Raw genomic sequence first — 24268 nt, 5'->3', positions numbered from 1 at the left:
CCTTTCATCTATATATCAGCATGAAGTGTAGCTGCAAGTTCCTTCTGCAACTGGTCATCCAGCAATGTTTCCCGAATCGACATGAATCCCAATCGCTCCGTCCACGCCCATAGTGGCTCATCATACCAGGCGGTTTGGCGATACCATTGAAGGCAGGCTGATGCGAGTTCGGCCGCTTGCACCTCTGTTTCAGCCACCCCGAGCAAGCCACCTTGCTTGACCGGATGCTCTGCATGACCGCCTGCGTAGATCTCCCATCCAGCTGGTGATGCCAGCAAGCCAATATCTTGCACAAGTGCGCTCACCAATGATCCCGGCCCTGGTGCGACGCCTATATTCACGGGCGACGGCATCGCTGCACCAATCCAACTCGTACGAAGCTGTGCTGCCAAGCCACCCGCATCCCTCGCATAGGAAGACAACGGGATCTGATCATCCCAGCGCACCTGAATCTCTTGGATACTCTCGATTCCTTGATCATGTATCGTTCGAGCAGACACTTGTAAATAATAGTGGATCACTGGACGACATACCGCGCAGCCAAGCTCCGAACCCCATCCCAGTTTCTGCAAGATCAAAGGTAGGTCTGTCTCTGGAACAATGATGTCAGCCAGCATTTCCTTCAGTTCTGCATGCCCAAGCGCAGTACAACTGCATACAGGCATTGGAGCAGGTTTATCCAATGTGGCTACTACTCCAGTACCCCCGTTATTTTTCAGGTTATGCGTATGTTTCAACAGAGCAGCCACCATCGGGCGACAGCCACCGCATGAACCTGACGCCTTGGTCTGCTCCTTCACCTGATCTGCCGTTTCCAGGCCCTGTTCCTGAATGGCCTTCATTATCGCAGCCTTGGTCACATTGTTGCAGGCACATACGGTCTCCTGAGCCGGTAATGCCGCAGCAGCCATCTCAGCCGGATCCGGGGCCCCTTCACGCGGAGCCAATTCCGCCACATCCGCACCTCGTTGCACCAGTCCAAGCAATGCCGTCCCTTCGGCTGTATCTCCAAATAAAATGGCTCCACGCACTTTGCCAGCCTGCATCAGCACTTTTTTGTATGTGCCTCGAATACCATCCAGATGTTGAATTGCGGTCTGCATGCCCTCCCCACTGATATCGCCCGCCGAGAAAACATCAACCCCTGATACCTTCAGCTGTGAGTAAGGAATAGACCCTTTGTATTCAGACGTTTCCTGTCCACAGAGCGTACGTGCGAGTACTTTCCCCTGCTCATACAAGGGAGCCACCAGACCATAACTGATTCCCCGATGTTCGGCACATTCCCCAACTGCGTATATATCCGGTACACTGGTGCGCATATAGTCATCTACCATGATTGCCCGATTGGTAGCGATTCCGCTTCGTCTGGCCAGATCCACATTTGGCCGAATCCCTACCGCGACAATGACAACCTGAGCTTCAAGCTTGGAACCATCTGTGAACAGCAGCCCCTGGGCCTGCGATCGTCCGGTAATTTTCTGCGTATTTTTGGCCAAAAGAAAGGACATACCCTGGTCTTCAAGCTCCTGCTGGAGCATCACGGCGGCCTTCTGATCGAGCTGTCGATTCATAATGTAAGGTGCGTTATGGACCACCACGGCTTCCATCCCCAGATGCAGCAACCCGCGTGCAGCCTCCAGTCCAAGCAATCCACCACCAATGACTGCAGCCTTTCGATATACTTTGGAATAGTCAGACATACGCGTACAATCATCAATGGTCCGGAAGGACATGACCCGCTCTTTATCCATTCCAGGAATAGGTGGGATAAACGGTGAAGACCCTGTTGCCAGAATCAGGACATCATACGTTTCCTTTATGCCGGATGCAGTCTCTATATATTTTCCGCGGGTATCAATTCGGTGTACTGTTTCACCTGTGCATAACCGAATATGATGCTCGGCATACCAGGTCCAATCATTGATAATGATATCCTGTAACGAATGCTCCCCCTGCAATACTTTCGATAACATGATCCTATTGTAGTTGGGACGGGGTTCATTGCCGTAAATTACAATCTCATACGTATCAGGCGCCAGTGCGATAATCTCTTCAACACACTTCACTCCAGCCATGCCATTCCCGATAATCACCAGTTTGCTTCTGCTCATGGGCTGCCCCCTATCTCTCTCTCACCTGAAAATAAACAGAAAAATCCCTTCTCCATAATTCGGAAAAGGGCACCGTTGCCTCCGGAATCCACACGCCATTGTGTGGATTCATATTAGATTCAGATTAAGGGAATCTCAATCATATGTCAACTAAATTAACATCATAAATGTGAAATACGATTTAAAAATGAAATATTTAAAATTACGTGTAATTTTTGTTGACATCTCTATTTTCTCTTGATTATAATTTGAATCAAAATCACAGTGCTGTGATCAACTCAGATGCGGGAACACAATGACGTGTACCGCCTGTCGGCAACGGGGCCGCAAATCGTTCTTATCTGGACGAATTGCGGCCTTTTTCTGCCTCAACAAGCACATAGACAAATCACGAAGATCTCAATTGGATGAGGAGCGATGTTGGATGATGGAGAGCAAAAGTTTTTGGAAAAGCGGGCATAAGCCCACCCTCTTCGGGGCGTTTATGTATTTTGACATCAGTTTTATGATATGGGGGATGCTTGGTCCACTCGCAGTTGTTATTGCATTGGATTATCCGATGACTCCGCTGGAAAAGGCCAATCTGGTCGCATTGCCTATTCTCGGCGGCTCCATCCTGCGCCTTGTGCTTGGCTTCATGTCTGATTATATTGGTCCGAAACTGACCGCACAGATCGGGATGCTCGTTACCTTAGTTCCTTTGTTACTCGGCTGGCTATGGGTCGACTCTTTAAGCCAACTGTACGTGGTGGCACTCTTGCTCGGTGTCGCAGGCGCCTCCTTTGCTGCTGCGCTACCTCTAGCAGGCCAATGGTATGGCAAAGAGCATCAGGGTCTGGCCATGGGTATTGCCGGGGCGGGTAACAGCGGAACCGTACTTGCGACGTTGTTTGCCAATCGCTTGGCTACGCATTTTGGCAGCTGGGAAGTTGTGTTCGGACTTGCTATTATACCGATCGCTATCGTATTTATTCTCTTTTCTATCTTTGCCAAAAATAGCCCTAACCGGCCTGAACCCAAGAAATTGTCTCAATACGGAAGTCTGCTTAAACAAAAAGATGCCTGGGTATTCTGTGCCTTCTATTGTGTAACCTTTGGCGGTTTCGTTGGATTATGTAACTATCTCACCATCTTCTTCAACACCCAATACGGACTCTCTCCTGTTCGTGCCGCAGACATTACCACCTTCTGTGTGATCGCAGGCAGTTTCTTCCGGCCTGTTGGAGGGTACTTGGCGGACAAAATTGGCGGAACCCGCATGCTAACTTTCCTGTACACAGGAGCTTGTATCATGTTGATCGGTGTATCCTTCATGCCACCACTTCCTGTTGTCGTAGTCATGTTGTTCCTCGGCATGATGTGTCTGGGAGCAGGAAATGGCTCCGTGTTCCAACTGGTTCCCCAACGCTTCGGTAACGAGATTGGTCTAATGACAGGCATTGTAGGTGCCGCTGGCGGATTGGGCGGATATGCATTGCCGCTGATTCTCGGTCAACTGTATAGCAGCTATCAATCCTATACACCAGGCTTTGTCATTCTTAGCCTGATTGCAGCAGCTTCCCTAATCCTTGTTCTCTTCATGCAATCCCGCTGGCGTGTAAGCTGGCTGAGCCGAAGCAACAAAGGCATGACTGAATCGACATCCCTCTCGTCCTGAGGCGTACAACCACTCGGCCGTTAACCAATGGTACGGTGTATGTGGATGATCCTGGATTAACCCAAGAACAGCGCAGCCCGATGGGGCTACGCTGTTCTTTCTGTTTAAGGTTGCTTTTTTGCTTAAGACTGCTTTTTTTGCTTAAGATGAATATTTTTGAAGAACAATAACGGCATTATGACCACCAAAACCAAAGGAATTAGACATCCCAATCCGCAAATCTGCTCTTCTTGCCTCGTTCGGTACATAATCCAGATCACATTCGGGATCTCTCTGCTCTTGATTGATAGTTGGAGGAATGATGCCATGCCGCAAACTTTGAATAAGTGAGATCGCCTCTGCACCACCTGCTGCACCAAGCATATGTCCCGTCATCGATTTATTCGCCGTAACCGGAATGTCATAGGCGGCTGCTCCGAAAAGCTGTTTAATGGCTCTCGTCTCGGACAGATCACCCGCCTCCGTACTGGTAGCATGAGCGTTAATCACATCAATGTCTTCCGGTCCAATCTGAGCCTCTTTCAGCGATGCTTTCATTGCAAGATATGCACCCCGCCCTTCCGGATGGGTAGCTACCATATGATACGCATCTGAACTGGCACCATATCCAATCACTTCGGCAAGAATATTCGCCCCTCTTCCCAGTGCATGAGATAGTGACTCAACAACCAGAATTCCAGCGCCCTCCGCCATGACAAAACCGTCTCTCCCCGCATCAAATGGACGGCTGGCTGCTTGGAACGTTTCATTTCGTGTAGACAACGCTGTCGCATTACCGAAGCTTGCCAGGGACACTTCGGTTACAGCCGCTTCTGTTCCACCAGCAATAATAACATCGGCTCCGCCATGACGAATTAACCGGAAAGCCTCTCCAATGGCTGTATTGCCAATGGAACAAGCCGTTACTGGCGACAATGTCGGCCCCCAGCAACCAAACCTCATACTGACCATAGCCGCAGCCATATTGGATATCATCATAGGTACCAGTGTTGGGCTAACCCGCGCAGGTCCCCGATCTGACAGAACCTTGCCTTGTTCCATTAATGTCTGGATGCCACCTATGCCTGAACCAATATATACACCTACCCGTTCACGGTCCAGTTCATCCATCACGAGACCGGATTGCGATACAGCCTGATCCGCAGCAGCAACAGCGAATTGAACGAATCGGTCCATGCGCCTTGCTTCCTTGCGTCCAAATCGCTCTTCACCATCAAAATCACGGACCACTCCAGCGATTCTGGTTTTATACGAAGCTGTATCAAAATGCTCTATGGGCGATATCCCTGATCTGCCCTCTATTAATCCATTCCAGAATGTATCTACATCATTTCCCAAAGGAGAGATGACTCCCATTCCTGTAATCACGACTCGTTCCATATCCATCCTCCTTCAGCGCTGTTATATACCTTATTCTTATGCTCTGCCACTAATAGTGCACTTTTGAATATCCTATTACAAGTTGTCAATTATAATAGTATAATGACTACCATGATAATGAGGATCGAAGGTGATGGATTGAACTACGATGTCAGGCTACAGGCCCTATCTACTTTTCTGAAAACACAGCGTTCCAAAATTTCACCCGAATCGGTTGGTTTACCTACTGGAAGTCGGCGCAGAACGCCTGGGCTGAGGAGAGAAGAAGTCTCCCAACTGGCAGGAGTAAGTACAACGTGGTATACCTGGCTGGAGCAAGGTCGGGATATTCAGGTATCCCATTCCGTGTTGGATAACATTGCTTCAGCACTAAAGCTTACTGCAGATGAACGAAAATATCTGTTTTCGCTCGCGATGGAACATCACTCGGAGCTACCCACGCTGGAAGAAGAACCTGTTCAACTGCACCCTTCCCTGCAGAAAATCTTGCAAGAACTTCACCACTGCCCTACCGTGATCTCGGATCGACGCTGTTACATTGTCGGCTGGAATGATGCAGCCCGGCATGTTTTTATGGATTTTGAACAGATTCCCCTCGAACAGCGGAATATGATCAGTCTGTTATTTGATCGAAAGGAGTTTCGCAGGCTCGCGGTGAACTGGGAGGATTTTGTTAGCGGATTTCTGGCGATTTTTCGTGCTTATTATGGTCAGTATGTCGATGATGAATGGTATAATTTATTTCTGGATGACATGATGAACAGACATCCCGATTTTCATACCCTCTGGAAACAGAGCAGTGTCAGCAGTGCCCCGGATGTATTAATCGAGTTCAGACATGCCAAAGCAGGCAAAATGTTGTTTGATCTGACCTCGTTGCAGGTTCAAGGCAGCTCCGATCTGCGATGCAGTGTATACACGCCGGCACCAGAGACCGCTACCGAGCGCAAACTGATGCGCCTGATTGAGCGTGAAGCTAACTGATATCTTGGCAAGTATAGAATCGGAGTCTCTCCCTTCTTGGCGAGTCATGTTGGAATCTTGACCTCCCCCTGTTGCGTGATTTAATTATCAGGGTATACATTATCAGGTATATTAAGCTAACCCATGGATCTTAGTTCTTCTACACGAAGTGGATTCAGAAAGGAATATCATGACCAAAGTGCTTATCATAGAGGACGACAACATGTTAGGTGATACGTTATCCCTGTATTTGCAAGGTGAAGGGTATGATGTTATCCGTGTCGATAACGCAAGAGATGGTCTTCTACAGCTTCAAGCGCGGCCTGATATCCTGCTTCTTGACTTGATGCTCCCTGATTCGGGAGATAAAAATCCTTGCTCTCTTATGCGCCAACATACGGCAATCCCCATCATCGTCATCTCTTCGTTAACCGAGGTTGCGGAGCGGATTCGATCATTAACAGACGGGGCTGATGACTATGTATGCAAACCTTTCAGCATGCAGGAACTGAAGGCTCGTATTGAGGCTGTATTACGTCGCTACTCCATATTGAACAACTCTGTTGTCACTGAACAGGAAAGCGGAATATCTCTCGACCTGGCCCGCAGAACCGTACTGTTGAATAACCAGCGAGTGGAAATGACGTTTTCCGAATTTGAAATCATGAAGCTATTTGTCCTCAATCCGGGCAAGGTCTACAGTCGTTATGCCCTGATTGAAGCCATTCGTGGTATTGATGCCTATATTAATGACCGCACCATAGATGTGCACATTACCAAGCTTCGCAAAAAAATTGAGGACAACCCGAAAAACCCCCAATATATTCAAACCATCTGGGGGGTCGGATATAAGTTCACACCTTAGAAACAACACAGCTTCATTCAGCTCGGTCACCATGGCAGAGACTCGGTAATTCTATCAATCTCCTGTTGCACCTTCTCCAATATCGAATTCAGTTCCTCTTCTTCGAATAACGGACGGGACAAGAGCGATTCAAGTTGAAGAACCGGACGTAACAGGTCCACTGCATGCAGATTGGCAGCTACGCCTCGGAGTGAATGAACGCTGCGGATCACAGCAGCAATCTGCTGCTGCTGAAGCTTAATCGTCAGTTTTTTCTGAAACGGGCCATACTCCATTCTGAATTTCGTGAGCGCATATTGCAGAATATGCGGCTTGCCGTCCATCTGCCTAATCGCCTTATCTGCATCAATTCCGCTGATCTCTCGCATGCCTTTCACATCAATCCATGTTTCCAATGTATCTGTCATCTGTTGTTCATGAATCGGTTTGGTCAGGATGGCATTCATACCAACCTCAAAGCAAGTCTCATGATCTATTTGTAGACTATTCGCAGTTAGCGCGATAATGGGCGTACGATCATATTGCCTCATCTTGCGAATGTGTCGCGTTGCATCAATTCCATTCATTTCGGGCATGTACATATCCATTAGAATCAATTCCCATGTTTGTTCACCCAATTTCTTCAAAACCTCTGTGCCACTGTCTGCCAGCGTCACCTCGAATCCCATATGTTCCAGCATCGCTCGAATAACCAGTTGATTGATTTCTTGGTCCTCAGCGATCAAAATGTGGCCTTTGGATTTAAGCAAATAGGGTTCATCGCCTTCTACCCTCCGATGGTTCTCCAGTGGTCCTTCACCTTGAAGTGCAAGTAAAACTTCGAACAACCCCAGACGTGTAATCGGTTTGATCATCATGATATCCGGGCGAAAGGATCTCTCCTCACTCCATAGGGCATTTTCACTAAAAGCATGGGTATAACCCACCATTTGAAATTGGGTTCGATTCAATCGTTTCATGAAATTGTCCCATGACGACCCGTTGACGGTGTCCTCTGCATCCATATCCATCATTATTAACAGGGAACTTGCCCCATCTGCATGAGGTACACACCAATCGCTCTCCATCATATGGTTCAAGGAAGGATACAGCGTTGGCTTCATCCCGAATGAGTAGAGCATCTGCTTCAGGCTTTCGCCCATCCGTTCATCCTCTTCAATGATAACCACATCATTCACACAATATAGCAAAGGGAATGTTTGCAGAAATGAACTCTCTTCTTCCGTATCTGCAAGTTCAAATATCAAATCGAACGAAAACAGACTGTACTCTCCCAGCACACTATCCACACGCAAGTTTCCTCCCAAGGAGGTCACCAGAAGATAACAGATCACCAGCCCAAGTCCAGAACCACCATATGTTCGATACGTCGAAGGTTCCGCTTGAGTAAACGGGACAAAAAGCCGTTCCAGTTGTTCAGGTGAGATTCCAATCCCCGTATCCTCTACCTCAAAACGGACCTGAACTTGCTCCGCTTCCAATGAAAGCACCTCTGCCCGCAATGTGACATATCCATGCTCCGTAAATTTAATCGCATTACTCAGCAGATTCAATAACACCTGTTCAAGTCGGAACGGATCACCAATCACCGTTAACGGCAGATCGGAATCGGTCGTAAAGATCACTTCGATGTCTTTGTGCCCGATGGCCACACCGATCTGATCTGCCACACGCTTGAATACATCCTCTGGTGAAAAAGAAACCTTCTCCAAAGTCAGCTTACCTGCCTCAATTTTTGAAAAATCAAGAATATCATTCACGAGAGTAAGCAGGGTTTGGGAGGACGCATTGATTTTACTCAAATAATCCAATTGCTGTGGGGATAGATCTGTCCGTTGAAGCAACAACGAAAAGCTGATAATACCGCTCAGTGGGGTACGAATCTCGTGACTCATAAAGGCAAGAAACTCACTTTTCGCCTGGTTCGCTTTGTCGGCCTTAACACGTTTATACTGTTCCGAAATATCATGAATAACCGCCTTAATTTTCTCACTTGAGTTAAGCGCTTTATCCGGGTATAGGTGAACCCGCACATGCTGCTCATGACCTTCTCCAATAATCAAACTCAATTCCGTCTCCTGGACTATATTATGGTGTAAGGCTTTTTGGAAAATCAACAACCAGTGCTCCAACTGCTCAATGAACAACATTTCTTCAAGCTGACGTCCGATCACTTGGTGCCTGTCGAGACCGAGAACATCCAGAAATTTCTGATTAACCGACACAATACACCTGTTGCTATCCATACCGACAAACCAGTCTGCCGACACTCGCTCAAGTGTTCGATATCGCTCTTCACTCTCTTGAATTCTTCGTTTAACTGCTCTGTGCTCCGTAATATCAAGTCCATATCCCACGACATACTTCACTACACCATCTTCTCGCAGAGGGCGAACTTTCACCAGTGAATAGTAACCTTCATGCTCAATCTCGTAAAAAAAAGATTCCCCTTCCCATGCTCGATTAAACTGCTTTCGTAGAAACTCAACCTTCTCTTTAGGTAAAATGTTCAGGGTGCCCAACTTGTAATCATGCTTCAGACTGCTCATATCCAAACCCAACCGGGCGAGCATCTCTCCTTCAAGCAGAAGGTATTCGAATTTCCCGTTCTGTTTATGGATTTTAAACGTAAACCCGGGCTGCATACGAAGCATCTCCAGCATTTCCCGATCCCTTTGAATGACCAATCGCCTATATCGATGATTTTGGTTCAGATAATACAGGAATAGTACAATCGCCAAAAAGCAGATACATTGAAAAAGGAGAATCATCCCCATCACTAGTAGAGAAGGAGAATATGTCTTAAGTACAATCAACTCATATACAGTAATCAGCAGTAACGATCCGAACAACCACTTCTGCATAAATCCCCTGACGTACTTGAAGATCAGGCATATGGCTACAACAAAGAACAACTCTAATAACGCATACTGCCAGTTCTCCAACAAGGGATTACGCCCCATATTAATTCGAAAAATCCACATGAATGCAAAAGTAACGAATGTGGAGGCACTCCCACCAAAATAAGAGGCGAGCAGATACACACTGGCCCGGAAATTCAACATGGTACCATCACTTAGTACAATGGAGAAATAATATAAGGCTGTACCCAACATGCTCAGTGCAATGCCAATAATCACTCGAGTCGTAATGGAAGACGTGCGCGTTGCATTTGTTTGGTTCAGATAGTGATGAATCAGGAAAACAAAGATCAAAATCAGCGTGAAATTTAATACAAGATCGCGTAGCAAATGGTCACCGTCCACAATACGAATTCAGGAATTCTTGCATTCAATGAATGTTGCCAGATTCACGGTCGCAGTTCCCCAGTATACAGATCATAGTATGCCAGGCTCCCTTATTCAATTGACGATATTGACCTTTTTTTTGAAAGTAACAGACCCTTTCAGCTAACATACACTTATCGCAAAACAACGATTTTTTTTATGAGATTTCATCATTAAATATACTGATATAAAAGAGAGAATCATCCAGATGTACCGATGTAATCGTGACTTGGGCATCCCACACTTCCTGATTAGCCTTCATCAGTTTGGCTACGCCAGACCAGGTCTGGTTGCCTCTCCAGTGGGTATCCATTAACAATCGAGCAGGCTGACCTACCATATGTTCCCGTGAGAACCCCGTTTTAGTGACATAGACGGAATTCACATCAAGGATCACACCATCCTCATCTGTAATCATAACCGCATCCGTTAGCAGTAAGAAGGCTCTGAGTTCTAGTTGCATGGTTATCCACTCCCTCTGATGAAACATGATGTGATGCCATCCCTGTGTGATACTCTCTGATACTGCTGCTACATGCCCGTTTAATATTTAAACTGTCTAATGAGGCGTTGCAGCTCTTCAGCCATGGAAGAAAGGCCCCGAGCCGAGGCAGAAATCTGCTCCATTGCTGCCAGTTGCTCCTCTGAGGAAGCAGCCACTTCTTCGGATGCCGCGGCGTTGCCTGAAGCAATGCCTGCCAGCTCATTGGACACAGCAGATACTTCCTGAACACCTGCTGTGATCTCTTGAGAAGTAGCTGCAATCTCTTCAATCTGGGGTGTCGTTTCCCGCATACTATCCAGAATACGTTCAAACTTCCGAATCGCCTCTGTAGAGATTTCCATGCCCTCTCCAACCTCTGTGGTCACTTTCTCCATCATGCGAACGGAAGCGGCCATGTCTTCCTGTACTGCCGTAGTCAGCACGGTAATTTCATTGACGGACTGCCCAGATTGCTCTGCTAGGTTCCGGACCTCTGCTGCCACAACAGCGAATCCATTCCCATGCGTACCTGCACGAGCAGCTTCGATGGAGGCATTCAGCGCGAGCAGGTTGGTCTGTTTGGCTATACTTCCGATTAACTCCGTGATCGCTGAAATTTGGTGTGATCGTTCATATAAAGCCTGAATGATCTGATTCGTCTGTGCTACCGTTTCTTGAATCGAGTGCATCTGACCCACCGTCTGCTTGACGGTGTTGCCGCCTTCTTCCGCTTGTACGGTTGTATGTTTTGCCAAATCAGCAACTTGTATGGAACGTTCGGCTATTCGTGTAATTCCGATCGTAATTTCATTCATGGCCTGATGGTTATGGTCAATACCTTGGGTCTGCTTCTCCGCACCACTCGCAATTTCCTGAATGGCTCGCGCTACCTGTTCACTGGCTGCACTGGTTGATTCCGCACTCTGAGTCATTTCATCCGATGAGATGACCACCTGACTGGCGCTGTTCTCCACATTCTGTATCAACACACGCAGATTATGCTGCATTTTGCCAAACGCATCACTCAGTTCACCAATTTCATCATGGCTTGTGGAAGTAATCGTTTGGGTTAGATCCCCTTCGCTCACCTGAATCGCCTGGTCCTTTAACTGACGGATCGGTTTAATGATAGATCGCATCACCAGCCAGATAATCAAAATACCCACGACGAGGCAAGACACAATGACGATGATCATTCGATTCAGGATAGGCGCAGCCGCATCCTCAACTTCAGAAGAGAACATGGTGCCAGCGACCTTCCATCCCGTGGATGCATTCGTAGCATAATACATGACTTTATCAGCCTGATCAAAGGTATAGTTGAAATTTCCAGATTCATTCGTATACACCTGTGTCCAAAAATCTTCTGTTGCATCTGTACCGGGTTGTACCGTCGGATGATAGATATACTTTTCGCTGGCATCCAGCAGAATTAGATAACCTTGTTCCCCTACTTTAATGCCGCTCACCAAGGTACTGATATTGGACAGATCGAGATCCAGTTGGACCACGCCCGATTGATCATTCAGTGCCTTGGCAATCGTAATGGTGATCTCATTCGTCTCGGCAGAAATATAAGGATCTGTAACAATCACCTGTTCCGGATCTCCCATCGCTTCCGTATACCACGGTCTTACTCGCGGATCGTAATCTTTGGGCATCTCCGCATCGGAGGACATCAGATACACACCCGCTTCCGTTCCCACACCTATGGTGATGATATCGGTGTTCTGCGCAGCGTACCCCTTCAATTCATTCACGACCTGAACCTCGGCATCTTCTTGACGCAATTCCTGTGCCAGTGTACTCGCATAGTATTGAATGTGATTGCGCTTGGCATTGATCGAAAGATCAATGGTTGCACTGGCAAGGTTCACGTTTTCCATCGCACTATGTAAAATTTGTTTCTCCACTTCATCCTTCGCACTGCTATACGATAAAACGCCAATACTTAACGAAGGAATGGCCAAGAACGCAATAAAGGACACCACCAGCTTCGTTTTAAAGTTCTTATGCATCTTGTTGAACCAGGTCGATTTTCTATTTTTTCGGGACAAATTTCTCTACCTCTTCCAGATTAATTTATAGTTCTGCTTGATCTAGCTCTCATAAAGTGCAGGTCAACTTTCCTCTTCCTCAAGATATTAAACTCAAGATATTAAAAACTAGGTCTTACCTCTCGCAAAAGACATTTTTCGCACCAAATAAATCACTTGAATCTCTTAATTTATAATCCTAAAGAACTACTTTCAAACAAATTATACGAAAAAACTATTAAATAAAGTAAATCAGCGGTATGACCAAATTGTTAAGTTTCTAAACACTTATTAATAGCCTAGCGGATTCCATAAAAAAAAGACCCAAGCGTTATCGCTCAGATCTCACAGGGTGTTCACATTTGGACTACATATTCTCTATTCAAATGCCGGGATAGCAATATCTGCGTACTTCTCTTCGAAGAAGGCTTTGACCTCTGGACCCGCCATGCGCTTAGCTAGCTTCTGAATAGCTTCGGAGTCTTTGTTGTCCTCACGAGCAACCATAGTGATAGCAAAGTGGGAATCATCTTTCTCAGTTAACAGTGCATCCTTTTTCGGTGTGAGACCGAGCGGGCTGGCATATGCCGGAGTCATGGCTACCAGATCAGCATCATCCATCATACGTGCCAGCATCAACAAGTCCACTTCCTCGAACTTGAAGTTCTTCGTATTCTCGGTGATGTCTGCCTGCGTGGCGTTAAAACCTACGCCCTCTTTCAGCTTAATCAGTCCGTTCTGCTCCAGCATTACAAGAGAGCGACCAATGTTGGACGGATCGTTTGCAATCGCGACCGTTGCACCTTCTGGTAATTCCTCAATGGATTTATATTTTTTGGAGTAACCTCCATAAATGGCGTTATAGATAGGTTGTACTGCCACCAGATTTGCATTGTTCGCTTCGTTATATTGGGTCATGTAAGGTACGTGCTGGAAGAAGTTTGCATCCACTTCCTTGTTCGCGAGTGCCGTATTCGGCTGAACGTTATCGGACAGCACGACAACTTCCAAGTTGACGCCATCTTCCTTCAATAACGGTTTTACAATATCCAGTACATCTGTCATCGGTGGAATCAACGTGGCTACTTTCAGCGTAACTTCTTGTGCTGCCTGAGTATCTTCATTTGTTCCTTCTGCCGCAGGTGTTTCTTCTTTTTGTCCGCAAGCAGCTACAACCAGCATCACTGCGAGCAACATAAGCATCATTTTTGCTTTCATTTCGTGTCTACCCCTCATCGTATAATCTGTATTGGTTATTCGTGATAATGCACGGTCCAACCGTTCAGGATCTGCGATCCAGCCAGTGGGACAGTCTGCTACCTGTGAATTGGATCATCTGTACCAGGATAATCATAATGATGATCGTAAATACCATAATCTCCGTTTCGAAGCGCTGATAACCGTAGCGAATGGCAAAATCGCCAACCCCGCCACCTCCTACAATGCCCATCACCGTTGAGTAGGAGATGAAGCTAATCGTAGCTGTTGTGATTCCCAGTACAAGGCCAGATCGTGCCTCCACGTAAAGGAATTTCACCACCAGCTGCATCGTCGATGCCCCCATGGAAGCAGCAGCTTCAACCACTCCCCGCGGTACATCGAGCAACGCTTGTTCCACCAGTCTCGCGTAAAGGGCAATCGCAATGACCGAGAGTGGCACGGTTGCCGCCAGTGTACCGATGGACGTTCCCACGACGATCCGTGTGAATGGAATCATGAATACAACCAGCAGTAAGAACGGAAACGAACGAATGATGTTGACGACACTACCGAGTACAAAGGACAACGTTTGATTCTGATACCGTTGTCCTCTCCGGAATAAGTACAGGAGTGTACCCAGAGGTAACCCAATCAGAACAGCTGCCGCAATGGAGATGCCTACCATGACAAAAGTCTCTCCGATCGCCTGCCATATCTCATGCTGATACTTTAGCACAGACTCAGGTATCTTCATGACTTGTCCTCCTGTTCTGCCTGACGTAACCAAGACGATCCTGTCATCCCGTATTCGTCACCCGCAAGCAAGGAGGTCAGCAGATCAGGCTGTGGAGCAGGGATACTGCTCACTTCCGCTTTAGACAACGTTCGAACGAGTCGCCCATCCTTCATGACCGATATCCTATGACATAGTCTACGAGCCACTTCCATCTCATGCGTCACTACGACAATGGTCACGCCCAGCGTTTCATTGATGTGACGAAGCACATCCAGGATACCGTTCGTGGTCTGTGGATCAAGCGAAGAGGTCGGTTCATCACAGAGCAGCACATCCGGACGACTGGCAAGTGCTCTTGCAATCGCCACACGTTGCTTCTGTCCCCCGCTAAGCTGAACAGGATATTGATCTGCCTTGTCTTCCAGTCCAACAAACCGCAGTACCTCAAGTCCACGTTCAACTCTCTGCGCACGAGATATACCCGCGAGTTCCAATGGCATGCAGACATTGCCACTCACCGTTCGGTTACTGACAAGATTGAAGTGTTGAAAGATCATGCCAATGGATCTTCGTGCCTGACGCAGACTCTGTTCATTCATCTGAGTCAGGTTCTGCCCATTCACAACAACCTCACCATCATCCGGCTTTTCCAATCCGTTGAGCATCCGTAGAAGTGTAGATTTGCCTGCTCCACTCGATCCGATAATGCCATGTATTTCTCCTTGTCCCACTTCGAGGGACACCGAGCTTAATGCTTCGAATCCCTGATCTGCACGGGAACCGCGCTCGTTATAACGTTTGCTTACACCATATAATGAGATCATGGAGAGTCCTCCCGTGAATGATCATGCATGGTTCTTAAGAACACATGAAGAAAGCCCGCACAGCCGATAACCGGAGCGCGAGCAAGCCTGTTCATTTATAATAAATCAACATCCCTTACGAGACAAGCTTTTAAGGTGAGATTGCCTCCTGAAGGAGGCTGGCTTCATATACACGAAAACGTCCGTTGGACGAACCCACATATACTTCATTTCCAATTCGGTTAATCGTTCCATTCTTCGCATCCCGGTCCCGGTGCTCCGGGCTTCCCATCACAACGTCATGTACACGACCTAGCAATGCTCCATTCCTTTTGTTCAATACGAGCAAATTCTCGTCCATGGGCAACAGCAACTGATCATCAATGATCAGATAACTTCCCTGATTCGTTGGATACCTTAGCGTTGCAATCGAATCTTTGGCACTCCAACGCGTCTCCCCCGTTTTATAATCCAAAGCCGCTGGATAGCCGTTCTTAATCACATACAACTGATCCTCTTCCACCAGGCCTCGTTCAACCTTGCCCTTGAGCGTCCAGTGTGCTTTGCCTGTCTTAGCATCGTACAGGGTGGTTGTAAAATCTTCATATTTTCCGTAATGATCGCCGTTTTTGTTCTCCCGGATCAACAGCATGCCATCATTCAGCACCTCAAATCTCTGTCCTGCCCGAGCAGGAAGTTTTGCAAGTTTCTTGCCCGTGTTCAGATCAAGCAGTAGCCATTGATTATCCAGCGATATCCATCTTTCGGCATTCGTGGTTGCAAAGGGATTCATACGTTCGATCCCATCAAAATATGGATCATTCCCAAGTTGTTCTATGGTGGATCGTTTGGCCTTCAAGCTCCATACGGTTCGGCCCGATTGCGGATCGGCTGCAACCAGTTTATTCTTTTCCCAGTACAACACATAAGGGTCATCTGCACTCTTGTTCAATAATTCATAACCCTTAGCCAGTTTTCGCGTCCACAATGTTTTTCCATTCGCACTGTCCAGAACCGTCAACCAGCTGTTGCTTGAGCTCTCAAAAACGGGGCTGTCCACAACCACGACGTTCTTCGCAGCGGTAATGCCATTCAGTCTAACATTCTGCTTAGGGGTGTACTCCCATGTGACCTTTCCGTTCTTCAAGTTCAGATGACGAATACGATCCACGTATTTTTTCTTATCAGGGTCATAATCGCTGTAGATTGTAACGTATTGGCGTGCTGTATCCACCTCTGCCTGCTGTCTTCCAAAGCCTCCATTAATCCCCCATAATTTCTGACCGGTATGTCGGTCAAGGGCATATATGGAACCTTCGTAGTAATCCCCGCTAAATCCACCGTCATCCCCTTTCATCAGGAGTACGTCATCCGTGGCTGCTTGTAAAAAAGTGTAGTTAATATCCCCCTGGTTCGTCCAAAGCGGTTCCCAAGGGATTGTCGTCGGCAGTGTTGTGCCATAGATTTTTGTTGTGAACCCATATTCATCCGCCCGACTGATGTTCCAATCGGAAACAACAGCATTTCGATTATCCTGTGGTAGATTCCAGCGTGTCCTGACCACCTTGCCATTCTTGTTGAATGTGACCAGATATTGCCCATCTTCCCGCTCATATCTCCAGGTCTGTCCAATACTCATTGAATAACCCGTGTAATTTAGATTGCTTGAACTCTCTTTCCAATCCGGCTCGCCTAACCACTCAGCCACTTGTTTGGAGGTGGTTGCCTTATTCAGCTTAATATCTGTCAGATGGCGTATAACCGAAGTCTGCAGCGATGCCTCCTGATCGAACCAGCCATCAGCCACATTCATTCGTTGATCTATATCCTTTTCCTTGATCCAGAGCAGTACAGGGCGATAAGTGGACGATTCCTTATTCCAGATTCGAGGGGCAATGGAGACGCCATACCAGCCATCCCACGCCGCAACAATAACAGCTTTATCTGTTAGCCTTTTCTCAAAAGACCAGGTTGAAGCACTACCCGGGGCCAAATACAGCTTACTGCCCGATTGAAGCGTGAAGCTTTGGGGAGCCGTTTTCGTCATGCTTCTGCTCCCTTTTAGCGCATACCAACTTGGCAGCCAAAAGTCTCCTTGCTCGGATGACTTGAGCTGTATCCACTCACCACGAACCGATGCCAGGGTATACTTTTCACTTTTCGTCGTATAGTATTCAATCCCCATCAGGTCAACAGCCACAGTGCCATCCCTCCTGTTTTTGAACAGAGGGATGTCGGTCATGAGCATAACAGGTTCACCTTGTTTGTAGACCAACTGTGTTGATGAGCCTTGGGGACTTGCCCCCAAGGCTTTTGGCGTTGTAGCAGAAGCTTGTCCTCCAAGCACGACCATTTTGGAATCCAGGAGCATCCATCCCGTCAACAGCACAGCAGATAATCCAGTCATGGTAATCCATTTATACCCTGTTCTCTGCCAGTCAGGCCCCGTCTTCACTTTCGTTCATCCCCATCCATTAGAAGTTATTTCCATATAGACGCCTATGATCAGGAAATAGTTACCGTTTACCTCAATATATTTCTCTTCATCTTCCCGTATTACCTTACATCCACCATCGTAGCATGATAAGGAAAAGTGACCCCCATGTAATAAGCAGCGGTTAAGGTGAGCATATAATAAAATACAAACCACAGATCAGCTCGCGAATAGCCAATCTGAATGTAATACGTTCGGCTCGCGCCATCCGTGAATCCCTTCGCTTCCATCGCTACGGCCATTCGCTGTGCACGGCGAATGCTCTGTGCCAGCAGCGGAATAGCGTAACGCTTCAGCGTACCATACACGTTCCAGCGAGAGCCGCGTTGCCTTGTTCCACGAATGCGAATCGCGTAACGGAGCGTCTGGAATTCATCCAGCAAAATCGGGATCATGCGCATCGCCGCCAGAAAGCTATAGGCATATTTGGCGGGAAGCTTCCACTGCTGCATCAGGGAATAAAACAGTCTTACCGGTTTCGTTGTCAGTCCGAACAGCAAGCCCGCCGCTGCCATGCTCAGCGAGCGAAATCCCAAGTGTAGTCCGCGATAGAAGCTCTCTTCTGTAATATGAATCAGTCCCCACTTATACCACGTGGTCTCTCCCTTACCAAACATCATCATACCTGTAGACGTAGAGATAAATACCAGAATGAATGGTGATGCGTACAGCATCAATCTGTACCACGGGTGGCCTGTCCAGCACAGTAACAGCATCATAGCTACCGCGACGTTGGCCATTACATTCAGATTGTGAATAAGGATAACGAAGACAAACATCAATGTCAGAATAATCATCTTCAAGCCGGGATTGACGGCATGAAGCCAGGTTTCACGGTGAGGAAACGACAGTTGCATCAGATAACCTCCCGTCATCCACCGTCCAGATTCGGGTGCAATATCTTTTTACAATCTCACGGTCATGGGTAACCATAACGATGGCTGTTCCTTCACGCCGCAATTGCTCCAGTTGTGCCAACATGGCGAACGTATTACGGGCATCCTGTCCAAATGTAGGTTCATCCAACAGCAAAATACGCTGCTCTCTCACCAGTGCGGAGGCAACACTCAAGCGTCGTTTCTGCCCCATCGATAATTGGTAAGGATGACGCTCGGACAGATCGATTAGCCCAAATTGCTTGAGCATATGCTCAGTCCTGTCATGTCTTTCTTTCGTAGTAAGCGTGCCCCCAAGCAAGGAGAATTCCACTTCTTCCGCGACGGTGTTGGTCACAAATTGAAATTCCGGATTCTGAAATACAAACGCAATTCGATCTGCGAGTTGCTCCGTTTTACCAGAGGGATGACCATCCACCTCATAGTGACCTGTCGTCTTCAAAATATTCATCAGGGATAATAACAATGAACTCTTGCCTGCACCATTGGCTCCCACAACACCGATCCAGTCTCCATGCCATACCTTGACCTGTTCCACCTGAATGGAGGATGTTTTCCCACGCCATCCGGTAAACTGCTGCAAATCCAGTGCAGGCTGATAGAGGGGCGCTACAGGCGATAAAGATGATACGTGAGATACGGGGAATGTCCCCTTTGTCTCAGATAAACCAGACGATTGCTGTGCTTCCAAGCTCGGAAAGCCCTGATCCACACACACTTGAAGCTCTCCAGAATTACTTCCCTCTTCCTCCTTAGCTGCCTGCTCGTGCTCATCCCACACACCCGGATACCAGATTCCATAAGCCTTCAGCTTGTCACGTTCATGCGTGAATACCTGCTGTGCTGGCCCATCTGCCACGATCTTTCCTTCAGGTGATAACACAACGATGCGGTCGACCATATCGACAATCTCATTAATTTTATGTTCAACGATAATTAACGTCTTGTCACTGGCGATCCGTTTGACGGTATCCCACACCTGGGAAGTCCCCTCATCATCCAGCAGTGCAGTGGGTTCATCCAGAAACAACACCTCCGGGTCCATGGCAAGCATCGAAGCGATCGCAAGACGCTGCTTCATCCCCTGAGACATCGATTGGATTAATGTCCGATTTTGTTCAAAGGATAACCCCACCTGATCCAGATAATATTCAATCAGACCCGCCATCTCTTCACGCGGAATATTTCGATTTTCCAGCACAAATGCGATCTCCTCATCCGTATAGGACATACAGAACTGGGTATCCGGGTCTTGAAAGACCACTCCCGCCTTTGTCGGAATCTGGATATCATCACATTTCATCGGGATCTCAACTGAACGTGGTATCAGACCGCTCAATATTTGCAATAACGTCGATTTCCCGGAGCCACTCGGTCCAAGCAACAACACTTTCTCCCCTTGACGCACAGAGAGAGACAAGCCTTGAAATACCAAGGCCTTCTCTCCCGGGAACTTGCATCTTAGATTCGTCACACTTACCGCTTGCGAATTCCCTTCACCGTTCATCTAATCCAGAGCCTCATAATCTTGTTTGGATACTGGTCTAAGCGAACGTGTTACACCTGTCAGTTCCAATGCTTTGGCGAGATAATAAGCGAACACTCCGGCAATCAGAATACTTCCAATGAAGCGGAACCCGATAAATAACGTATAGTTCCACGCGGAGAGTGAATCAATATACCCGTACTGGTAATCCAGCAAGAGCGAAGCCGCCGCTGCACCTATGGCTGCAAGACAGGTGACAAACAGATTGGTTTTGCGATACAAAAATGCAGCGAAGAATATCTCGGCTCCGAGTCCTTGCAACAGACCGTATACAAGTGTGGACATGCCCCATTCACTGCCCAGAAAGGCACTTACCGTTGAAGCCGCAACTTCGGCAAGAATCGCCACGCCTGGTTTACGAATGATGACAAATGCAAATGTGCCTGCCATAAACCACATGCCGTAGATCATCTGCTCCGCATGAACGCCGAATGGTTTCATCAGGTCATACGTAGGTCCCCATATCTTGTAGATCACTCCAAACACCACTGCGATCACGATGGTTACCAGAATATCCGTTAGTTTCAATCGTTTGTTGCCTGCTGTTGTTGCCATGTTCTCTACTTCCTTCCTCTGCTCCCTGTGGGGGTTATAAAAGTAAACAAAAAAAGCCTCCCCGGTTCCGGGCAGGCCTTACGCACAGGATACAATCCTCACAACGATGTATGGGATGGATGTCGAAAAGACGGAATATCAATCACTCCCTCTCCGTTGCAGCAGACCAACCACCGCAGTTAAAAGAAGTCATGTTGTTTTCCCCATTAATTTGCACATTTCACCCTTACACATTGTAAATCCATGTTCTCTACGCTGGCATTACCCAGATCAGATGTACGGTCAGCGGCACAAGGCCACTCTCTCAGCCCAACTTCATTGAGCTCCCGGTTCACTTATTTCATTGCTTCTAATGTACATCAGATGGGTAATTGTGGCAATCCTTTAATATTGCGTGTTTCCAGACTGGCTCGTTTTTCCTGAAGCAAAGCCCTTGAACAGCGTTGGCACTTTGGAATAACGTGTATTTGTGATTTTACCTACAGTAGAGCTGCTATCTGTCCGCAGGATGGAATCCTTTACATTGGAAATGTCAGAGTTGGACACATTCATTGTGACCGCATAGGATGTTCCGCCATTTTGACGCACCAGCTTGCCAATATCATTCGCTTTGAAATTTTTAATATTGATCGTACCGGAGGCATTCATCTGAAACACTTTGTCATAGGCCTTGTACGCCGCACCACCCGTGATATTTACAGTGCCTGCGGATTTCAGCGTGAGCGCATCCTCACCGACATCCTTCCAGGTTACATTCTCAATATTACAATTGCCATAACAGTGCACGCCATCGGCTGCCGGTGCTTCAATCACAACATTTTTTAACGTAGCTCCTGCTTCTAATCGGAAAATAGGCTTCTGGTTCTCGGCCTGGCTGCCATCTCCTAATGTTTTGGGATCTGCGGCAACACTTTTGCCTTTCCCATCATACGTCGTTCCTTTAGGAACAATGATTGTTGTCTTTACAATCTCGGGAGCTGCCGACACCGGAATTGCACCAAATGCAGAAGCAAGCAGACCTACCGACAACAATACCGTCAACATCTTTTTCATAAATAAACATCCTCCCTTATTTGGATTGAATGGGTTCAAGCAGAGACTTGTCTTCATATAAACTAAGAAAGAAATCTCTGTCTTCGGAACCTACCCTGATCCTACCAAATAAAGGAATGTTACGAGAATAATCATTAGGTCACGTAACCATTTTCCAGCATAGGACCTGATGTTTCAGCATGTTTTGCGGTATCATGTCTACTTGTGATGTACCGATATCAACTTCGGATATGCTCTATTTACAGCCTCAATAACACAACAAAGACCACATCATCTGTTATAGACAACGTGATCTTATAGAGAGTTAAGTATATTCACTAATATATTCTATGCTCCAAATCGCTGACGATACCCGCATTTCCTACACAACTCTTCCACAGCTTCCCGCTTGGAAAATCCATACACCAGATTGTTCGCTCGCTCGCCCTCAATAATCTCCGAGAATGACTTCTCGTGTACGTTACCAAGGTTAATGACACCCTCGCCATCGAGACAGCATGGAACCACCGTTCCATCGACAAGTACAGCTGCCTGACTGCGAAGCGCATGGCAAAAGCCTTTGCCGTCATCTTCAGGTGCATCCAGACTTGGCCACTGGAACTCATGGTCCTGATTCAGGTATACATTCGGGGCAATTTTGACCCCGCTGCCCGGAACTACTTTTTCCTCAATGCGGAAGTCCAGATTGAACTCACGTTCCAGTACTTCAAGGGTCTCCCGATTTCGGTTCATCTGAGCATTCGTGAAGTTATCCTGCGTCAGATTCCACAGCCGGAATGAAATGATGACATTGTGCTTAACAGCCTCATGTACAAAAGACAGAATATTGCTCAGGTACCCGTCACGGTCGGTTGAACCCTCATGCCCATCGAAGCTGTGCAGAGAGAAGTTCATCTGGCGCAGCGCCGGTTTGCCGAGCAATTTGTGCTGAGTCTTGGGCAGCAGTGTACCATTCGTTGTAATGTTCACCTTGAGTCCCTTCGCATGTGCGGAATCGAGCAGCAGATCTATTTTGGGATGCAACAAGGGTTCACCTTTGACATGTAGATAAATATGGTTGGTATGTGGTTTAACTTGATCCAGTATATTGTTGAAGACTTCAGGGTCGATGAATCCTTTGGCACGCTGTGTCTGCGGGCAGAAGCTGCATGCCAAATTGCAGATACTCGTGATCTCAATATATACTTTTTTGAACGTTTTCAACTCGGGTCCCCATTCTGCTTCGGAGGGAGAACAATCCCACCTGCATTTGTGATCCGGCCAATATGCGCCACCACTATTATATCGGGTTAGGGAGCTCAGGTAAATTGTTGAACTGTTTACGGGTTTAAAGATTTATGCCATTATCCTTTGACCCCGCCAACCGTGAGTCCTGAGATAAAAAAGCGCTGGAAGAACAGGAACAGAATCAGAATCGGTACAATGGCAAGCACGGCTCCAGCGATTAGTTCTTCGTAATGATTGCCCAGTGGCGATACAAAAGACGCGAGTCCGATCGGCAAAGTGAATTGTTCGGTTGTCCGAAGCACCACGAGTGGCCAGAGAAAGTTATTCCAACTGTTCATGGCCTGCAGAATGGCTATCGCCCCAAATGCCGGAGCCATCAAGGGCACCATAATGCGGAAGAAGATGCCAAACTCCTTACAACCATCAATCCGTCCTGCATCCATAAAGTCCTTCGGCAAACCTTGGGCAAACTGCCTAAAGAAGAAGATGGGCAAAGGTGCCACGATAAAAGGCAGAATAACGCCCCACACCGTATTGATCAGCTTCAGCTTAATCGTCAGTTCGTATAAGGGAAGAAGGATAATTTCCATCGGAATCATCATGACAACCAGCACCAGGGTGAAGATCAGATTCTGACCCCTGAACCGATAGACCCCCAGCCCATATCCGACCATGGAGGAGAACAGCAGACTTAATACCGTGAATAATGCCGTGATGACAAGACTGTTTTTGTACCATATAAAATAGTTCCCTGCTGCTCCCGTTCCGGTGAAGATCGATTTGTAATTCTCGAAGCTCATTAACGCCCAATCCCATCGAACATTGAGTCCATATCGAAACAGTTCCGTTGCCGGTTTCAGCGAAGCGAGGATTAGCGCATATAACGGAAATAGCATCAAGATACCCAAGATCACGAACAACACCAGTAACAGCAGTGAAGCCACATTCAGTTTGACTCCCCATTTGTGCATC

The 24268-nt window shown here is 47.2% G+C and carries 18 protein-coding genes and 1 riboswitch; of the genes, 3 read left to right on the top strand and 15 right to left on the bottom strand.

Annotated features, from left to right (window positions below):
* Positions 1 to 8: 8 nt before the first annotated feature.
* Positions 9 to 2114 (bottom strand): nitrite reductase large subunit NirB, encoded by a 2106-nt coding sequence (gene nirB, locus MKX75_RS04430; protein ID WP_339168557.1) that lies wholly within the window; start codon positions 2112 to 2114, stop codon positions 9 to 11.
* A gap of 427 nt (positions 2115 to 2541) precedes the next feature.
* Between nirB and MKX75_RS04425 the strand changes: the two genes are divergently transcribed.
* On the top strand, positions 2542 to 3771 hold the full coding sequence (locus MKX75_RS04425; RefSeq protein ID WP_339170338.1) for a nitrate/nitrite transporter: 1230 nt from the start codon (positions 2542 to 2544) through the stop codon (positions 3769 to 3771).
* Between the two features lie 141 nt (positions 3772 to 3912).
* On the opposite strand, the gene fabF is transcribed toward MKX75_RS04425, so the two are convergent.
* Positions 3913 to 5151 (bottom strand): beta-ketoacyl-ACP synthase II, encoded by a 1239-nt coding sequence (gene fabF / locus MKX75_RS04420; RefSeq protein WP_339168555.1) that lies wholly within the window; start codon positions 5149 to 5151, stop codon positions 3913 to 3915.
* 138 nt (positions 5152 to 5289) lie between these two features.
* On the opposite strand from fabF, the gene MKX75_RS04415 reads away from it, so the two are divergent.
* Both MKX75_RS04415 and MKX75_RS04410 read left to right on the top strand, forming a co-directional pair.
* The gene (locus MKX75_RS04415; protein ID WP_076333070.1) at positions 5290 to 6135 is read left to right on the top strand and encodes a helix-turn-helix transcriptional regulator; all 846 of its coding nucleotides are present in this window, start codon (positions 5290 to 5292) and stop codon (positions 6133 to 6135) included.
* 169 nt (positions 6136 to 6304) lie between these two features.
* Positions 6305 to 6979, top strand: coding sequence for a response regulator transcription factor (locus tag MKX75_RS04410; RefSeq protein ID WP_062837527.1), 675 nt, complete (start codon positions 6305 to 6307; stop codon positions 6977 to 6979).
* A 26-nt stretch (positions 6980 to 7005) separates the two neighbouring features.
* Here MKX75_RS04410 and MKX75_RS04405 read toward each other — a convergent pair whose 3' ends face one another.
* The 13 genes from MKX75_RS04405 to MKX75_RS04345 form a co-directional block, all read right to left on the bottom strand.
* Positions 7006 to 10245 (bottom strand): response regulator, encoded by a 3240-nt coding sequence (locus MKX75_RS04405; protein ID WP_175623780.1) that lies wholly within the window; start codon positions 10243 to 10245, stop codon positions 7006 to 7008.
* 178 nt (positions 10246 to 10423) lie between these two features.
* Positions 10424 to 10729 carry a PAS domain-containing protein gene (locus tag MKX75_RS04400; protein WP_076333072.1) on the bottom strand — a complete coding sequence of 102 codons (306 nt, stop codon included), beginning with the start codon at positions 10727 to 10729 and terminating at the stop codon, positions 10424 to 10426.
* 80 nt (positions 10730 to 10809) lie between these two features.
* Complete coding sequence (locus MKX75_RS04395; protein WP_076333105.1) at positions 10810 to 12768, bottom strand: methyl-accepting chemotaxis protein; 1959 nt, start codon at positions 12766 to 12768, stop codon at positions 10810 to 10812.
* A gap of 396 nt (positions 12769 to 13164) precedes the next feature.
* Positions 13165 to 14022: a MetQ/NlpA family ABC transporter substrate-binding protein gene (locus tag MKX75_RS04390; RefSeq protein WP_083679657.1), complete on the bottom strand. Its 858-nt coding sequence runs from the start codon at positions 14020 to 14022 to the stop codon at positions 13165 to 13167.
* Positions 14023 to 14068: 46 nt separating this feature from the next.
* On the bottom strand, positions 14069 to 14740 hold the full coding sequence (locus tag MKX75_RS04385; protein WP_076333074.1) for a methionine ABC transporter permease: 672 nt from the start codon (positions 14738 to 14740) through the stop codon (positions 14069 to 14071).
* Complete coding sequence (locus tag MKX75_RS04380; RefSeq protein WP_076333075.1) at positions 14737 to 15546, bottom strand: ATP-binding cassette domain-containing protein; 810 nt, start codon at positions 15544 to 15546, stop codon at positions 14737 to 14739. Before MKX75_RS04380 ends, MKX75_RS04385 begins: the two co-directional genes overlap by 4 nt.
* 130 nt (positions 15547 to 15676) lie before the next feature.
* On the bottom strand, positions 15677 to 17932 hold the full coding sequence (locus tag MKX75_RS04375) for a PQQ-binding-like beta-propeller repeat protein (RefSeq protein WP_339168553.1): 2256 nt from the start codon (positions 17930 to 17932) through the stop codon (positions 15677 to 15679).
* A gap of 149 nt (positions 17933 to 18081) precedes the next feature.
* Entirely contained in the window at positions 18082 to 18876 is a 795-nt protein-coding gene (locus tag MKX75_RS04370) for an energy-coupling factor transporter transmembrane component T (RefSeq protein ID WP_062837534.1), read from the bottom strand.
* Positions 18851 to 20422 carry an ABC transporter ATP-binding protein gene (locus MKX75_RS04365; protein WP_339168551.1) on the bottom strand — a complete coding sequence of 524 codons (1572 nt, stop codon included), beginning with the start codon at positions 20420 to 20422 and terminating at the stop codon, positions 18851 to 18853. The genes MKX75_RS04370 and MKX75_RS04365 overlap by 26 nt, the downstream gene beginning before the upstream one ends.
* Complete coding sequence (locus MKX75_RS04360; protein WP_036672660.1) at positions 20423 to 21016, bottom strand: ECF transporter S component; 594 nt, start codon at positions 21014 to 21016, stop codon at positions 20423 to 20425.
* Between the two features lie 231 nt (positions 21017 to 21247).
* Positions 21248 to 21356, bottom strand: a riboswitch (TPP riboswitch).
* 44 nt (positions 21357 to 21400) lie between these two features.
* Positions 21401 to 22069, bottom strand: a complete 669-nt coding sequence (locus tag MKX75_RS04355) for a pectate lyase (RefSeq protein ID WP_062837537.1) — start codon at positions 22067 to 22069, stop codon at positions 21401 to 21403.
* A 327-nt stretch (positions 22070 to 22396) separates the two neighbouring features.
* Positions 22397 to 23272, bottom strand: coding sequence for a radical SAM/SPASM domain-containing protein (locus tag MKX75_RS04350; protein ID WP_076333078.1), 876 nt, complete (start codon positions 23270 to 23272; stop codon positions 22397 to 22399).
* 140 nt (positions 23273 to 23412) lie between these two features.
* The gene (locus MKX75_RS04345) at positions 23413 to 24267 is read right to left on the bottom strand and encodes a carbohydrate ABC transporter permease (protein ID WP_076333079.1); all 855 of its coding nucleotides are present in this window, start codon (positions 24265 to 24267) and stop codon (positions 23413 to 23415) included.
* Between the last annotated feature and the right edge of the window lies 1 nt (position 24268).

Origin of the sequence: Paenibacillus sp. FSL R5-0341 (genome assembly GCF_037975235.1) — a bacterium.
Taxonomy (GTDB): Bacteria; Bacillota; Bacilli; order Paenibacillales; family Paenibacillaceae; genus Paenibacillus; species Paenibacillus amylolyticus_A.
The sequence above is the reverse complement of the archived record's forward strand: the minus strand, read 5'-3'. Positions and strand labels throughout refer to the sequence as shown.

What these genes read in the sequence shown, in the direction of transcription:
- nirB (WP_339168557.1), bottom strand. Translation starts at nt 2,114, where the DNA reads ATGAGCAGAAGCAAACTGGTGATTATCGGGAATGGCATGGCTGGAGTG.
- MKX75_RS04425 (WP_339170338.1), top strand. Translation starts at nt 2,542, where the DNA reads ATGGAGAGCAAAAGTTTTTGGAAAAGCGGGCATAAGCCCACCCTCTTC.
- fabF (WP_339168555.1), bottom strand. Translation starts at nt 5,151, where the DNA reads ATGGAACGAGTCGTGATTACAGGAATGGGAGTCATCTCTCCTTTGGGA.
- MKX75_RS04410 (WP_062837527.1), top strand. Translation starts at nt 6,305, where the DNA reads ATGACCAAAGTGCTTATCATAGAGGACGACAACATGTTAGGTGATACG.
- MKX75_RS04400 (WP_076333072.1), bottom strand. Translation starts at nt 10,729, where the DNA reads ATGCAACTAGAACTCAGAGCCTTCTTACTGCTAACGGATGCGGTTATG.
- MKX75_RS04395 (WP_076333105.1), bottom strand. Translation starts at nt 12,768, where the DNA reads ATGCATAAGAACTTTAAAACGAAGCTGGTGGTGTCCTTTATTGCGTTC.
- MKX75_RS04390 (WP_083679657.1), bottom strand. Translation starts at nt 14,022, where the DNA reads ATGAGGGGTAGACACGAAATGAAAGCAAAAATGATGCTTATGTTGCTC.
- MKX75_RS04385 (WP_076333074.1), bottom strand. Translation starts at nt 14,740, where the DNA reads ATGAAGATACCTGAGTCTGTGCTAAAGTATCAGCATGAGATATGGCAG.
- MKX75_RS04380 (WP_076333075.1), bottom strand. Translation starts at nt 15,546, where the DNA reads ATGATCTCATTATATGGTGTAAGCAAACGTTATAACGAGCGCGGTTCC.
- MKX75_RS04375 (WP_339168553.1), bottom strand. Translation starts at nt 17,932, where the DNA reads ATGACTGGATTATCTGCTGTGCTGTTGACGGGATGGATGCTCCTGGAT.
- MKX75_RS04370 (WP_062837534.1), bottom strand. Translation starts at nt 18,876, where the DNA reads ATGCAACTGTCGTTTCCTCACCGTGAAACCTGGCTTCATGCCGTCAAT.
- MKX75_RS04365 (WP_339168551.1), bottom strand. Translation starts at nt 20,422, where the DNA reads ATGAACGGTGAAGGGAATTCGCAAGCGGTAAGTGTGACGAATCTAAGA.
- MKX75_RS04360 (WP_036672660.1), bottom strand. Translation starts at nt 21,016, where the DNA reads ATGGCAACAACAGCAGGCAACAAACGATTGAAACTAACGGATATTCTG.
- MKX75_RS04355 (WP_062837537.1), bottom strand. Translation starts at nt 22,069, where the DNA reads ATGAAAAAGATGTTGACGGTATTGTTGTCGGTAGGTCTGCTTGCTTCT.
- MKX75_RS04345 (WP_076333079.1), bottom strand. Translation starts at nt 24,267, where the DNA reads ATGCACAAATGGGGAGTCAAACTGAATGTGGCTTCACTGCTGTTACTG.